Annotated in this window: 14 protein-coding genes; 1 reads left to right on the forward strand and 13 read right to left on the reverse strand. The window is 36.8% G+C overall.

The window, feature by feature from the left end; all coding sequences use genetic code 11:
• Nucleotides 1-31: 31 nt before the first annotated feature.
• Nucleotides 32-1030: a LacI family DNA-binding transcriptional regulator gene (locus IGK86_RS08340; protein WP_002360405.1), complete on the forward strand. Its 999-nt coding sequence runs from the start codon at nucleotides 32-34 to the stop codon at nucleotides 1028-1030.
• Between the two features lie 35 nt (nucleotides 1031-1065).
• Here IGK86_RS08340 and IGK86_RS08345 read toward each other — a convergent pair whose 3' ends face one another.
• The 13 genes from IGK86_RS08345 to IGK86_RS08405 form a co-directional block, all read right to left on the reverse strand.
• Nucleotides 1066-2328 (reverse strand): ABC transporter permease, encoded by a 1263-nt coding sequence (locus IGK86_RS08345; RefSeq protein WP_002374927.1) that lies wholly within the window; start codon nucleotides 2326-2328, stop codon nucleotides 1066-1068.
• The gene (locus IGK86_RS08350; RefSeq protein ID WP_002357699.1) at nucleotides 2321-3220 is read right to left on the reverse strand and encodes an ABC transporter ATP-binding protein; all 900 of its coding nucleotides are present in this window, start codon (nucleotides 3218-3220) and stop codon (nucleotides 2321-2323) included. The genes IGK86_RS08345 and IGK86_RS08350 overlap by 8 nt, the downstream gene beginning before the upstream one ends.
• Before the next feature lie 104 nt (nucleotides 3221-3324).
• Complete coding sequence (locus IGK86_RS08355) at nucleotides 3325-3582, reverse strand: DUF3884 family protein (RefSeq protein WP_016617291.1); 258 nt, start codon at nucleotides 3580-3582, stop codon at nucleotides 3325-3327.
• Between the two features lie 151 nt (nucleotides 3583-3733).
• Nucleotides 3734-5530, reverse strand: a complete 1797-nt coding sequence (gene uvrC, locus IGK86_RS08360) for an excinuclease ABC subunit UvrC (protein WP_002357701.1) — start codon at nucleotides 5528-5530, stop codon at nucleotides 3734-3736.
• A 164-nt stretch (nucleotides 5531-5694) separates the two neighbouring features.
• Complete coding sequence (gene trxA / locus IGK86_RS08365) at nucleotides 5695-6009, reverse strand: thioredoxin (RefSeq protein ID WP_002357703.1); 315 nt, start codon at nucleotides 6007-6009, stop codon at nucleotides 5695-5697.
• Between the two features lie 97 nt (nucleotides 6010-6106).
• Nucleotides 6107-8473, reverse strand: coding sequence for an endonuclease MutS2 (locus IGK86_RS08370; protein ID WP_016617290.1), 2367 nt, complete (start codon nucleotides 8471-8473; stop codon nucleotides 6107-6109).
• A 110-nt stretch (nucleotides 8474-8583) separates the two neighbouring features.
• A complete protein-coding gene (locus tag IGK86_RS08375) occupies nucleotides 8584-9132 on the reverse strand; it encodes a CvpA family protein (protein ID WP_002357705.1) in 549 nt (182 codons plus the stop codon).
• A 19-nt stretch (nucleotides 9133-9151) separates the two neighbouring features.
• Nucleotides 9152-9595 carry a cell division protein ZapA gene (gene zapA / locus IGK86_RS08380; protein WP_002357706.1) on the reverse strand — a complete coding sequence of 148 codons (444 nt, stop codon included), beginning with the start codon at nucleotides 9593-9595 and terminating at the stop codon, nucleotides 9152-9154.
• A gap of 268 nt (nucleotides 9596-9863) precedes the next feature.
• On the reverse strand, nucleotides 9864-11966 hold the full coding sequence (locus tag IGK86_RS08385; protein ID WP_002398260.1) for a heavy metal translocating P-type ATPase: 2103 nt from the start codon (nucleotides 11964-11966) through the stop codon (nucleotides 9864-9866).
• A gap of 121 nt (nucleotides 11967-12087) precedes the next feature.
• On the reverse strand, nucleotides 12088-13092 hold the full coding sequence (locus tag IGK86_RS08390) for an ATP-binding cassette domain-containing protein (protein ID WP_010828773.1): 1005 nt from the start codon (nucleotides 13090-13092) through the stop codon (nucleotides 12088-12090).
• The gene (gene modB / locus IGK86_RS08395; protein ID WP_002360415.1) at nucleotides 13089-13760 is read right to left on the reverse strand and encodes a molybdate ABC transporter permease subunit; all 672 of its coding nucleotides are present in this window, start codon (nucleotides 13758-13760) and stop codon (nucleotides 13089-13091) included. The genes IGK86_RS08390 and modB overlap by 4 nt, the downstream gene beginning before the upstream one ends.
• A gap of 8 nt (nucleotides 13761-13768) precedes the next feature.
• Nucleotides 13769-14569 (reverse strand): molybdate ABC transporter substrate-binding protein, encoded by an 801-nt coding sequence (gene modA / locus IGK86_RS08400; RefSeq protein WP_002357711.1) that lies wholly within the window; start codon nucleotides 14567-14569, stop codon nucleotides 13769-13771.
• An 18-nt stretch (nucleotides 14570-14587) separates the two neighbouring features.
• Nucleotides 14588-15559: a molybdopterin-binding protein gene (locus tag IGK86_RS08405; RefSeq protein ID WP_010713437.1), complete on the reverse strand. Its 972-nt coding sequence runs from the start codon at nucleotides 15557-15559 to the stop codon at nucleotides 14588-14590.

Here is a 15559-nt window from a genome sequence, read left to right on the forward strand (position 1 = left end):
ATAAGAATACATTCCACTTTGGAGGTAAAAAATGACGTCTATCATTGATGTAGCAAAAGTTGCCGGTGTCTCGAAATCGACTGTTTCTCGCTTAATTTCTGGAAAAGGATATGTGAGTGCCGATAGTCAAGAAAAAATTCTCAAAGCAATGAAAGAATTAAATTATACCCCGAATTATGTGGCGCGGAATTTACGAGCAGGTGCCACAAAAACTATTGGCTTTTTAGCCCCTAGCTATTTAGGTTCCTTAGGTATTTTCTTGAATCGCTTTATTTCAATTGCCAAAAAATACAATTATTCCGTAACCTTATTTTTTACAGATGGCGATCAACAGAAAGAAATTGATGCCTTGAACCAATTAAAATACAAACAATTAGATGGCTTGTTTTTATTGACACGAACAAATGAATGGTCGGTGATTGAGCCTTACAGCGCGTATGGCCCTTTAGCAACCTGGCATCGTATCGATTCACCTAATATATACTCTTCCTACATTGATCATTACTCTGGTTACTATCGTTCCTTAGAATATTTACAACAACAAGGATACCAAAAAATCGGTCATGTCCTCGGTAATCCCGAAAATTTAAACACGCACGCACGAAAACGTGCAATGAAAGATTTTTATGAAAACACTCAGGCACCTTGGCAAGCTGAGTGGCTGATTAATGATCAGTATACTAACCATTCTGGTCGCAAAATTGCCCACTACTGGCAACAATTAACCGAAAAGCCAGAAGCTTTGGCCTTTTATAATGATCACGTAGCAGCTGAGTTTATTTCAGAACTTGAAAATCTAAATTATGCCGTTCCTCGCGATGTCGCTGTCATTGGCTTTGATAATAGTTATGTCAGTGAATTGATGCATATTACGACTGTTGATTATGCCATTCAGTATCAAGCCGAAAACTCATTTATTTACCTATACAACCAATTAAATCAGACGAACATTCCTGAAAAAAAATTAACCGTTCGTCTAGTTGAACGACGAACGGTGCCTAAAAAAGACCCGGCAGATCAGTCACTTTGACTGATTTACCGGGTCCTTTTAGAGTTAAACAAAAATTATTTATGCTTTTGTTCATTTTTTAAAATAGAAATTGACTGTTTTAAGGATTGAATCATGCCGCCTTCGCTGTATACAAGAACGTTTGATTTGTATAAACGAGCAGAGAAGATTGTTAAAATAATTCCAAAAACTGCCAAAATCACTAATGAGACAATTGCTTCCATTGTTGATGCCGTTTCGGTCGCCAAGCGTACTGGCATAATGTATGACGAAATCAGCGGAATAAAGGAAGTCACTTTCACCACGATATTTTGTGGATCATTCGTCCCAAACGTAATGCCAATCATATAACCAATTAAACCAATATACATGATGGGCTGAACTGCTTTTGCTGTATCCTCTGGTTTGGAAACAAGAGAACCACAAAGTGCTGCCAAAACAGCAAAAACGAGAATACCAATAATGAAAAAGCCTAATGTAAAAATAAAGGTTGATGAAAAAATACTTTGTGGTGAAATACCACTTAATAGACTTTTCATAAAATCAAGATTTTTCAATTGAGAATAGCCGAGAACAAACGCCACTCCGTAAATAAAAATTTGTGTTAAAGCTACTAGAATAACCCCAGTTAATTTGCCATAAAAATGGGTTTGCGCTTTTGTACTAGAGAGAATAACTTCCATGATTCTAGTGCCTTTTTCAGAAGCAATCTCTTGGGCAATAATTGAAGAATAACTGCTGATGAAGACAAATAACAAAATTGTTATCCCCATTGCTAACGCCATTTGAATCCCTGTGTTATCTTCTCCTGTTTTTATTTTGCCATTTTCATCAAAACTAATTTTTGATTTTTTAAATGTTGCTTGTTGATTCAACATGGCAACTTGCTCAGCTGTTAAATTTAAACGATTGGCATTCGCCATTGTTTGTAATTGGTTTAACATTTGAGGGATTAGCATCTCGGTTGCATTTCCTAAAGAGCGTTCAGAGTAAAGCTGACCAGAAATCTGATTATCTGTAGTGTCCAAAAGTAAATAGGCATCAATTTTCTCGTCTTTTAATTGTTCTTGGGCCTTTTTCTCAGAAGAAACAGCTTTGAAAGAAAAGTCCTCTGTTTTATTCTTTGTCAACTCTTTAACCAGCGCTTGGTTTTCCGAAACCAGACCAATGGTAGTATCTCCTGAAAAACCGCTAGCTAGAGAGCCCGCTAAGTAAACAATTCCTACAAGAAGAAATGGCGCTAAAATCATGATTAAGAAAGACAGCGACTTCACATTTTTCTTATAGACATCAGTCGCAATAATCCAAAATTTACTCATCTTGCCCACCTACTTTCATTTTGAAAATTTCTTCCAATGTTGGTGGTTGTTGATTAAACATTGGAATGTAGCCGTTGGCTGTCGCTTTATCAAACAACACTTTGCCCACTTCAGCGTTTTCTAATGTCGCTTCTAAGACGCCATCTTGTCGCAAGTGTGCTTCTTTCACACCTGCTGTAGCAGCAACTTCCTCAACAGATAACGGTGATTCTAAAAATAATTTTGTTCGACCAAATTGTTGTCGAATTTCATGAACCTGACCATCTAAAACCATGCGTCCATTTTTTAACATGACTAAATGGTCACAGATTTTCTCCACATTGTCCATATTATGACTGGAAAAAATGACACAAGAACCTTGATTTTTCAATTCAATAATGCCGTCTTTTAATAATTCTGCATTAACTGGATCCAAGCCACTGAATGGTTCGTCTAAAATAATTAACTTCGGTTCATGAATAAGTGTCGCAATCAATTGAACTTTTTGTTGATTGCCTTTTGATAAAGATTTAACTTTATCCGTTTTTTTGCCTTTAACTTGAAATTTTTCCATCCAAAAGTCAATTTTAGGTTCAATTTCTTTTTTTGTTTTTCCCCGCAATGAAGCGAAATAAATTAGTTGGTCTTCAATCGTAATTTTAGGATATAAACCCCGTTCTTCTGGTAAATAACCAATAATATTGTATTCTTTTTCGTTTAATGGTTGACCATTCCATAAAACTGACCCGCTATCTTGTGTTAAAAAATTTAAAATCAAGCGAAACGTAGTTGTTTTCCCGGCACCATTTTGGCCAATTAATCCTAAAATTTTCCCGTCCGGTATCGTAAAGGATACATGATCAACTGCTTTAAAATCCCCAAAGGTTTTGACTAACTCTTTTACCTCTAACACATAAACGCCCCCTTCACTTTTTCTAAACCGCTGTTTAGTTACTCATATCGTATCTTTCCTGTGTTGGCTTGTCAATGACAATTGTTATGGAAAGATGCTGCACTTTAATTAGACGCTTTATTTTCTGCTAAGCGAAAAAGGCCATCCGTCTCGGAAGAAATATACACTTCATTTGCGGTCAAGCCTGTGCTTTCATAAAATGTATTTTTAAATTCCTTTGCCGATTTTGATGATTGACAGGCCCAAATTCGACCTGTACGATTCAACCACGTACTCAATTCATTCATTAAACGCTCATCAATCAGTAATTGATTTGGTACTTTTTTAAATTTTATTTGATAAACGGGTGTTAGTATTTTCATGATCAGACGTACTCTCTTTTAAGTTAGTATTAGTATATCACGAAAGAAATCGTTATCATATTTTCTTGAGAGTTCAACTTTTCATGAAAAAATTGAATAAAAAAACCAGACAAATTAGGAAAAGCACCTAATTTGTCTGTTTCATTTTCATTTATTTTTCTATCTCAGAGGTTGTTTCTTGGTGCAAATGACGATACACATTCTTTGCGACAGTTTCAGGTAACCCAGCTTTTCTTAATTCTTCAACACTGGCTGCCGTAATATTTTTAAGCGATTTAAATTCTTTTAAAAGATTTTTTTTACGTTTTGGTCCCAGACCTTCAATGTTATCTAATTTGGAAGCAAAACTATTTTTACTACGTAATTGACGATGGAATGTGATGGCGAAACGATGGACTTCATCTTGGATTCGTTGCAACAAGAAAAATTCTTGTGAGTTTCTTTCCAATGGTACAACTTCTAAGTTTGGACCAAATAAAAGTTCACTCGTTTTGTGCTTGTCGTTCTTGGCTAATCCAGCTACAGGAATATCGACTCCTAGTTGATTGGCTAACACATCTTTAGCAACATCGACTTGACCTTTACCACCATCGATTAAAATTAAATCAGGAAAAGGCAAGCCTTCTTTTAAAACTCGTGAATATCTGCGATAAATGACTTCTCTCATGGAAGCGTAATCATCAGGACCTTGGACGGTTTTTATTTTATATTTTCGATACTCATTTTTAGCTGGCCGTCCGTCAATAAACACAACCATCGCAGAAACAGGGTTTGTTCCCATAATATTTGAATTATCAAATGCTTCAATTCGAATGGGCGCAGGTATGTTCATCGCATTGCCTAATTTTTCAACTGCGCCAATTGTTCGTTCTTGTTTCCGTACAATCAAATCGAATTTTTCATTTAAAGCAACTGCAGCATTTTTACTGGCTAATTTAACCAGTTTTTTCTTTTCTCCCCGTTGCGGCTGCAAGACTTTCGTAGCTAATAAAGCTTCGACGCTTTCTTTATCAATGTCATCAGGAATCAAGACTTCTTTTGGCACAAAATGCTCATTCTCTTGATAAAATTGTCCAATAAAAGTTAAAAATGCTTCACTGGCATCATCATAAAATGGAAAAATCGATACATCACGTTCGATTAATTTTCCTTGTCTGACAAAGAATACTTGGACACACATCCAGCCTTTATCAACAGCATAACCAAACACATCACGATCAATTAAATCCACATTCGTCATTTTTTGGCGGGTCATAACTGTTTCAATCGCTTTAATTTGATCGCGAAATTCTGCAGCTTTTTCAAATTCCATATGTGCAGCTGCATAAGCCATTTTTTCTTGTAAGCGGTCCTGAATTTCTGTATGTCCACCAGAGAGAAACCCTTTAATCTCTTCCACCATATCTTTGTAGACTTGCGGATCCACATCAAAAGCATAGGGACACAGACATTGTCCTAAATGATAATACAAACAAGGTGTTTTTTGCGACGGATTACATTTTCGCAAAGGAAAAAGCCGATCTAACAGTTTCTTTGTTTCATTCGCTGCATTTACATCTGGATATGGTCCAAAATATAACGCTTTGTCTTTTAAAACCTTTCGAGTAATCATTAAACGAGGATATTTTTCGTTTGTGATTTTAATAAAAGGATAGGTTTTATCGTCTTTTAACATGATGTTATATTTGGGATTATTTTTATGGATTAAATTAATTTCTAATAAAAGTGCTTCAATATTTGATTCTGTCACAATATATTCAAAATCATCGATTTCACTGACTAATCGTTCTGTCTTAGTATCATGGCTACCACGAAAATAAGACCGGACACGGTTTTTCAAAATTTTGGCTTTCCCAACATAGATAATCGTGCCGTTTTTATCTTTCATTAAATAACAACCAGGTTGATCAGGAAGCAGTGCTAATTTATTTTTTATTCGTTCGTTCATACGATACTTCCTTTCTAACAAAATGCTTCATCTATTATACACCTCTTTTTGTAATTAAACAAAAAAAGCCGCTACTTTATGTACGAAAGAAACAGCCTGAAAAGACAATCGCTAATGATTTCTCTTCAGACTGAATCAGACTATTCGTAATGACTAATCAACGTTTATAAGTGTTTGGCAATCATTGCTTGCAATTGGTCTTTTGTATGAACACCGACTGCTTTTTCAACAACTTCGCCATCTTTTTTCAATAGCAATGTTGGGATGCTCATGATTCCAAAACTTGCTGGTGTTGCAGGATTTTCATCCACATCCATTTTGACGATTTTCACTTCGTCTTCATCATATTCTTCAGATAATTGTTCTAAGATGGGTGCTTGCATACGACAAGGGCCACACCAAGTTGCCCAAAAGTCGATTAAGACTAATCCTTCATCTGTTTCTGTTGCAAAATCTTTATCGGTAATTGCTTGTGTCATTTCACAAACCTCCTACTCTTTACTCTTATTACATGCTTAGTATAACACTTCATCTCTAAGATAGCGAGTGTTCTGCTTACTTATTGTAAGTCCTTGTTTATTGGAATTTTACGACAGTCGCACCATTACCACCTTGGTTTTGTGGCGCAAATTCATAGCTTTTCACACTGCGGTGATTTTTTAAAAATTCCGTTATTCCGGTTCTTAATGCACCTGTTCCTTTGCCGTGAACAATGGTTACTTGTGGATAGCCCGCTAGAATCGCAGCATCAATGTATTGGTCAACTTCTGCCAATGCTTCTTCGTAGCGTTTGCCACGTAAGTCTAGTTGTGTGCCAACATGACTGCTTTCTGCAGAACGAACCGTTGTAACTCTTGGTTTTGCTTCTTTTTGTGGAGCGACAGGCGTCATATCCTCTTCAGATACGTTCATTTTTAAAATGCCTAATTGGACTTGCCATTGTCCTTTGCCGTTGTCTTTTAATAAGGTCCCTCGTTGGCCGTAAGTATTGACAATTACTTCATCGCCAGCTTTTAATTTTTTCTGTTCTTTCGCCTTCTTCAGCACTTTGTTTTTAGCAAGCTTGGTTTCTTCATGGTGTAATCGAGAAAGTTGTGTTTTCGCATCAATTAACTGATGTTCTTTGACACCACCTTGTTGGCCACTTTCCAATTGCATTTTGCGAATATCAGAAATAATGGTTTCCGCATTTTCTTCCGCTTCTGCAATAATTTTATTTGCTTCTTTCCGCGCTTTTTGTAATTCTTTTTCTCGTTCTTCAAAAAATACTTGATAGGCTTCTTTTAGTTCCTTATGCAAAGCTGCCGATTCATCGACATAGTGGCGAGCTTCTAAGTATTCAGTTTCGGCCATTTTGCGACGGTTTTCCAAGTCTTCAATCATTTCATTTAAATCTTGACTTTCACCGTCCATTATTTGTTTTGCAGCCTCAATAATACTATTGTCTAATCCAAGACGTTTCGAAATTTCAAAAGCATTACTTCGGCCAGGCACGCCAATTAATAAACGATAGGTTGGACTCAAGGTATCTACATCAAATTCCATACTGGCATTGATTGTTCCAGCTCGATTATAGCCATACACTTTTAATTCAGGATAATGGGTTGTTGCCATCACATAGGCTCCTTTAGCACCCAATGAATCTAAAATGGCAATCGCTAAAGCGGCCCCTTCTTGCGGATCTGTCCCAGCACCTAATTCATCAAATAGTACTAAACTTTGATGATCGACTTTCTTTAAGACAGACACGATATTCGTCATATGTGAAGAGAAAGTACTTAAACTTTGTTCAATCGATTGTTCATCCCCGATATCCGCAAATACTTCTGTAAAAATACCCATTTTACTTTCTTCTTCAACTGGAATAGGTAATCCAGCTTGACCCATTAATTGTAAAAGACCTAACGTTTTCAGAGTAATGGTTTTCCCGCCGGTATTAGGCCCTGTAATCACAATTGCTTGATATTCTTCTCCAATCACAATGTCATTGGCTACAGCTTTTTCTGGATTTAATAGTGGGTGCCGGGCTTGTTTAAAAACTACATGATTTGCTTGACTAACTTCTGGAACAACTGCTTTTAGTTCTTTTCCTAGTCGCGCCTTAGCATTAATAAAATCAAGTTTACCGATGACATAAGCATTATGCGTAATTTCTCGGCGATAAGGAACCAACTCAGCCGACAGTTCTGCCAAGATGCGAGTAATCTCATTTCTTTCGGCAATTTGTTGTTGTCGCAAACGATTATTCATTTCTAAAATTTGTTTAGGTTCAATAAATAAGGTTTGTCCTGAAGCACTTTGGTCGTGAACCACGCCACCAAAAATATTTTTATATTCTTGTTTGACTGGAATTACGTAGCGTTCATTTCGCATAGTAACAAGGGCATCACTCAGATAACGTGCGTTTTTCCCACGAATAATACTATCTAGTTCTTCTCGAATGGTCTGCTCACTACGACGAATATTTTGCCGAATTGCCTTTAAAGCTGGCGAAGCTTCATCTGTGACGTAGCCATCATCATCAATGGCTTGTTTGAGTTGGCGATTTAATTCAGGCAAAACTTCTAGTTGCTCTCGCCACATATATAAACGTTCAAAATCCACTTCATTTTCACTTAACTCATCAAAAAAACGAGTCAGTTCTGAAGTAGTCGATAAGACACGACCTACTTGTGCTAATTCTACACCATTTAAATCCGCACCAATTTCAATCCGTTTCATGTGTGGTTGGATATTTTCTAATTTAGGAATGGGGATTCCACCACGTAATCGTTGAACTTTTAAACCATCCTGTGTTTCATTTAGCCATGCTTGAATTTTATTTTCATCAGCAATCGGTAATAATTCCGAAACTTCGTTTGTCCCCTGAGCTGTCACAATAAATTGCAACAACTGTTGTTTTACTTTATCAAACCCTAATGTTGATAGAATACGCTGATTCATTTTTCCACCTACTTTTCTAACTTTTTCATTTGTTGAAAAGACTGAGACATAACATAAGAAGTTTCGCTTTGCTCACTTACTTCTTATCTCTATCTCAGTCCCATTCAGCTTTATTTCGTAATTGGTTCAACCCATAATTCATATGCTTGTTTTGTTAGAATTGGGGTATTTTTTACAATGCCTCGTGCCAAGCCACTTGATCGAAACTGATTTTGGACAATATCTGACGGAATCATTGACGCCGTAGCTAACACTAGAAAAAGACCCACGTATAACACAAGAACACTTAATACGCCACCTAATAGTCCATTTACCTGTTTCAAAACTGGAATAAATGTTAATCCATGTAAAAAGATAGCTAAAAAACGAACGACCAACCAGCCTGCAAACAGCAATAATAAAAACGCAACCGCTGAATAAAAGGCTTTGTCCAAGTCTAAAGAAATCTCTTGATTAAAAAAGACAAGCTTTGACGTTGGCGTAACCGATGGATATGGAATATACAATTCTAAATGAGAGGCGACCTCTTTGTAATAGGTTCGAGCAACAAAATATGAAATTAAGTAACCTACCGAATAGAGCACTTGTAAAATCAAGCCTCGTTTAGCTCCTGTATAAAATCCAAAGGCTAAAAGTAATAAAATAAGTATTGTTAACATCTTGTCATCCTTTCAGGAACTACTCCGAAACACCTTTATTTTGAATCTGCTGTTTTCGATTTTCATTCAAAATTTGTTGGGCTTCCACATGATTATGAATTTCTACATCTTCTTGTCCATTCTTTTTCAAAACATCCCGTGCTTCTTCTTCGATAATTTCCATTCGGCGCACACGATTCTCTAATTCAGCCAAACGAATGGTTTTCTGTTTTAAATCTGCTACTTGTTTTTCCAATTTTAAAGCATATTCTTGTTTTTTTAGTTGATCTGAAATTGCATTAATTGCTAATAAAACAGAAGCTTGTTCCGTATCAGTTTGCGGAGAAAGATGTTTAATTTCCGCCAGTTGTTCGTTGACAATTTTTGTGACTAAATCCATATGTTGTTTTGACTCTTGGCCAATAATTGTATACGTATGGTCTGCAATGATTGCTTTATATCGTGTTTTTTCATTTGATGCCATGTTGAGGTTCCCTCCTGTAAATCAATCCATTCTTGCTTATTGTACCATGAAAAAAAAGCGAAGCGCAATTTTCGTACAAATTCTCTCTTATTATATGCCACAAAGCGAAAAATTTAAAGATTTCTTTACAAGAACTCTGGCAATTTAAGAACGAATAGAAATTGTGTAGGAGAAAAAGCGTGGAACAAAAAGTCAAAGTGATTTTTGTCCCACGCTCAAACTCTGATAATCAGCTAAAAATGTTTGTTTCAGCTGTACTTTTTAAGGCTTAGTTATTATCTTTCATCTTTTCTACACGTAAACAACGCATAGCATTTAAAACAGCGATAATAGTTACACCAACATCAGCAAACACTGCTGCTTGCATTGAAGCCAAGCCTAATGCACCTAGTACCAAAACAATAATTTTAACAGCAATCGCAAAGATAATGTTTTGTTTAACAATTCTCAATGTTTTTCTTGATAATTTAATCGCAGAGGCGATACGACTTGGTTCATCATTCATAATCACCACATCAGCAGCTTCAATTGCCGCGTCACTTCCTAAACCACCCATGGCAATCCCAACATCAGCCCGGGCTAAAACAGGTGCATCATTCATACCATCACCAACAAAGGCAACTTTGTTTTTAGGTGAAGATGCTTTTAACAACTCTTCTAAACGATCCACTTTGCCATCTGGTAAAAGTTCCGCATAAACTTTGTCAACACCAACTTCTTTTGCAATAGCTTCTGCAACTTGTTGATTGTCTCCAGTCAGCATAACAGTTTGTTTGACCCCTTCAGCTTTTAATTCTTTTATTGCTGAAATGGCGTCTGGTTTCAATTGATCCGCAATCACTAAGTAGCCTGCAAATTGATTATCAATAGCGACAAAAATTAAAGTTCCCGCTTCCTTCACTTCTGGTGCTTCGATACCAAATTGTCTCATTAACTTCGCATTACCGACTAAAACTGTTTTGCCTTCAATTGTGGCTTTGATACCGTGACCGGCAACCTCTTCAATTGCTGTTGCTGGAACAGTTTCTTTGCCATAGCTTTCTTTAATAGAAATAGCAATTGGATGAGTGGATAATTGTTCTGCTGTTGCTGTTAAACGCAACAACTCTTCTTCAGGTAAAACAACACTAGTTATGTTTTGAACCACAAAATTTCCTTTTGTTAGCGTACCAGTTTTATCAAAAACAATCGTTTCCGTATTCGCTAAAATTTCTAAATAGTTGCTCCCTTTAATTAAAACACCTAGTTTGCTGGCTCCGCCAATTCCACCGAAGAAACTTAAAGGAACAGAAATGACTAAGGCACATGGACAAGAAATAACCAAGAACGTTAATGCCCGATAAACCCATTCATTAATAGAAGTATCAGGGAAAATAAATGGTGGAATCACTGCCAATAAGACAGCTAAAACAACGACAACTGGTGTATAGTAACGAGCAAATTTAGAAATAAAGTTTTCTGCAGGGGCTTTTTTACTGCTAGCATTTTCAACTAAATCTAAAATTTTGCTAACTGTTGAATCCCCAAATTTTTTCGTAACATTAATGGTCAAGGCCCCATTTTTATTGATAAAACCACCTAAGATTTCATCGCCGACTTTGACCGTTCTTGGAACGGATTCACCAGTCAACGCAGAGGTATCTACCATACTTGATCCATCAATAATTTGACCATCTAATGGAACTTTTTCACCTGGTTTCACTAATATTTGTTGCCCAATTTCAATTGTATCTGGAGCGACCGCTTTTATTTGTCCATTTACTAAAAGATTTGCTGAATCTGGACGAATATCCATTAATTTGGCAATTGATTTTCTGGATTGATCAACCGCAGCACTTTGGAACCATTCGCCGACTTGGTAGAACAACATTACTGCCACAGCTTCGGGATATTCCCCAATAAAGAATGCCCCAATCGTTGCCACAGACATTAAGAAATTTTCATCAAACACTTCCCCACGAAAAATATTCGTTACCGCTCGTTTGACAATGTCGCCACCAATTAAGACATAAACGACTAAATAAGACGCCAAAGCAACCCAATTATTACTTGGCTTAATGATAATAAGTGCTAAAAATAAAACAAATGCAATAATGATACGAATTAAGCGATTCTTATTTGGATTACGTCCCTCTTCTTCTTTGACATCTTTTAAAGAAATAACTTTGACATCTGGTTCTAACTTACCAATCACTGCACGCGCTTCATTTTCGACTTCTAAATCATGTCCTGATTCAACTTCCAGTGTCATTTTTTCAGCCATGAAGTCCACACGCGCTTTTTCTACTCCGTGAATTTTTTGGACAGATTTTTCAATTTTGTCTGCACAACTTGCACAATCAAGTCCTTCTAGTTTATAACTCTTTTGCATTTAAACACCTTCACTCCCTATATAATAGCGATTATTCCGTTTACATGAATAACCTTTCATGAATCTATTATAAATGAAGATGCAATCATATGTCAACCGCTTCACGTAATCTTTTTCTATTTTATAGACATAATGGCATAATTGCTGTAGGTGGAATGGATAACTGAGTAATAACTTTCGGATTGAGTCTATTGCTCCCTTTCCACCAAATTTTGGTTTGTTGGTGTTGAAACCAAGCACTTTGTTCAAAAGGTGCTGACAATGTTTGTAAGTGATGCACTTCGATTTGATTGGTTGCCTGCGGTTCTGTTGTGAAATCATGGGCCCGAATACCAATAGAATGACAAGAAATAGGAACTTCTTGTGTAACCGTTAGTGTTTGTTGCCAGCCAATCACTTGGACTCTGTGCGCATCTATGCGTTTGACAGGCCAAATATTTTTACAACCAGTGAGTTTAGCTGCTTCAATCGTTTGAGGTTGGTTAAATAATTGATTTGTTGCACCAAAAAGTGTTTGGTTTTTTGTGATTATCACTAAACTCTGACATAACTTATACAGTTCATCTAAACTATGACTCACAATTAAGGCATGTTGATTTAAATTACTTAATCGCTGTTGAAGTTCAATTTGCAGCTCTTCCTTTAAGGGTGCATCTAATGCGGAAAATGGCTCATCTAATAATAGGTAAGCCGGCTGAGCCGCTAGCATTCGCGCAAAAGCCACTCGTTGTCTTTGTCCTCCAGAAAGTTGACTAGGATATTGTTGTTGGACTTTAGTTAAGTGAAAAGACGCAAGCAATTGAGTGACCAATTGTAAATCTTTTGTCACGCACGTGAGATTTTCTACTACCGATAAATGAGGAAACAACGCATACTGCTGAAACAAAAGACCAATTTTTCGTTGTTGCGGCGACAAATTGATCTTTTTTTCAGCATCGAATAAGACTTGATCATTTAAAACAATCTGACCTTTATCCGCAGTCTCAACACCCGCAATACATTTTAATAACATACTCTTGCCACAACCAGAAGCACCTAAAATTCCTGTTGTTTGCGTCTTTGTTTCAAACTGAATTTGCAAAGTATGACTTTTCAATTCTTTTTGAATATCAACAATTAATCTCATTCCGATCTTCTCCAAGCGCGCTGACTAAAAAATTCCGTAAAAAATAAAATAATCAGGCAAAGTAATAACATAATCACAACATATTGATTGGCTAAGCGCCAATCCCCACTTGCTACAGCAGAGTAGATAGCTAAAGGAAGCGTTCTTGTTTTGCCAGCAATATTCCCTGCTAACATTGTCGTCGCTCCAAATTCGCCTAACCCACGGGCAAAGGCTAACACGCCACCGGCCAAGAGACCGTTCATCGACAAAGGTAACGCAATTTTTCTAAAATATCGACTTTCCGAAAATCCGAGTGTCTGGGCTACCGCCAACAATTCACTATCCATTTGTTCAAACGCCGTTAAGGCTGAACGATACATTAAAGGAAATGAAACAGCAACGGCAGCAATAACCGTAGCTGGCCACGAAAAAACAACTTGAATGGCAAAAAAATCAAGTAAAAACTGGCCCACTGGTTGCTGAACACCAAAAATAGTTAAGAGAAAAAAACCAAAAACAGTCGGCGGTAAAACTAATGGCAACGTAAATAAACTATTCAAAAGAATTTTTAATTTACGATTTTTCAAACGAAAAACAATATATGCAACGCCTGTTCCTAAAATAAAAGTAAATAAAATGGCGATTATTGCTGTCTGAAAAGATAAAAGAATTGGTCGAACATCCATTTTCCCACCTACTTTGTTAACTTAAAGCCAATATTTTCAAAATATTTTCTGCATTGTTGACTCTGTAAAAAATTTAAAAAAGCATCCGCTGATTTTTGTTTCTTAGAGGCGGCAACTTTACCAACTGGATAGATGATTGGCTTCTTCAAAGCAGCTTCAGGCATGGCCGCAACAATCGCTACTTTTGAATTGGTTGCTGCATCTGTCGCATAAACTAAGCCAGCTTCTGCACTTGCATTAGCTACCCATTCAAGGACTTCTGTTACATTCGTGCCAAAGCTTGCGTGTTTTTCTACATAAGACCAAGCGCCTAAAGCTTTTAAGCCTTCTTCGGCATATTGACCAGCTGGAACACTCGCAGGATCACCAATTGCTATCATTTGGGCTTTTTTTAAATCAGAAAAATCATGCCACTTTGCTTGATCTTGGTTAGGCACAATAAGAACAAGCTGGTTTTCCAATAAAGGAACGACACTTTTCTTATTAATTAGTTTTTCTGCAACCAATGCATTCATTTGTTTTGTCGAAGCCGAGAAAAATACATCGGCTTTTAGGCCTTTTTCAATTTGCATCTGTAATTTTCCAGAACTATCATAGGTTCCAGTTACCTGAATATCTGGATGCTCTTTTTCAAAGGCTGGAATAATTTTCTTTTCCATGACTGATTCTAAGCTAGCTGCTGCCGCAAGGGTTATTTCTTCTTTTTTTGTTGAAACTGTTTCTTTTTGCGGCTGATTTGTACATGCAGCAATTAGGGCAACTAAACTGAATAAACTAAGCAAGAACACAGTCTTTTTTTGTTTAGACATTTGAACGCCTCTTTTCTTTTATAAATACCCGCCATAACTCAAGTCAATAATTTCAGATTTTTTAATCACTTCTTTGGCCATTAATCTTGGTAACAACAAATCAAAAACCGTTTTTTCTGAAAATAAAACACCACCTGGTAAGCCAATGATCGTTTGCTCTCCTTTATAAGCCAGCAAAAACATTGAGCCTGGTAAGACTGGTGTCCCATGGGTTACGATTTCAGCACCTGTCTGCTTAATTGCTAACGGTGTCAAATCATCAGGATCTACACTCATACCACCTGTACAAACAATCAGATCAAGCCCTTGTGCTAACATCTTTTTGATTGCAACAGTAATTTTTTGCGGCTGATCATCGACAATTTCTTGCTTGACAATCGTAACTAAAGGATACGCGGAGAACTTGGCTTTTAACACAGGGTAAAAAGCATCCTCAACCAATCCTGTGTAAACTTCACTGCCAGTAGTTACAATCCCGACCCGTATTTTTTTGAAAGGTTTCACAGAGATTAGTGGCTCAGACGTGCTGAACTGGCATGCCTTTTCTAATTGGCTTTTAGAAATTGTTAGTGGAATCACTCGAAAGGCTGCAACTTTTTCATCTTTCTGAACTTCTATATTGGTAATTTTAGTTGACAAGGCAAGACCTTCAATTTCATTTAAAGCAATTAATTTTTCTCGATTGACTTTTAAAAGACCTCTCGTGCTAGCTTTAGCAACAATTTTTCCTTCATGGACTTCACTCGGCTGACATGAGTCATCTGTTAACAGGTTATACAAAAATGTCGCTGCCTCTTCTTCATGTATTTCTGCTGGATCCAAGGAAACAAACAGATGTTTTTTCCCTAATGATAAAAGAATTGGAATATCTTCTTGAACAACTATATGTCCTTTTTTAAAACACACTTCCTTGGTCTTTCCATAGTCAATTCGCGTAATATCATGACTCAACGGAAGGCCAACTGCCTCTTCTGTTCGAATTGTTTTCAT

The organism is Enterococcus sp. DIV1206 (assembly GCF_051712485.1).
GTDB classification, from domain to species: domain Bacteria; phylum Bacillota; class Bacilli; order Lactobacillales; family Enterococcaceae; genus Enterococcus; species Enterococcus faecalis.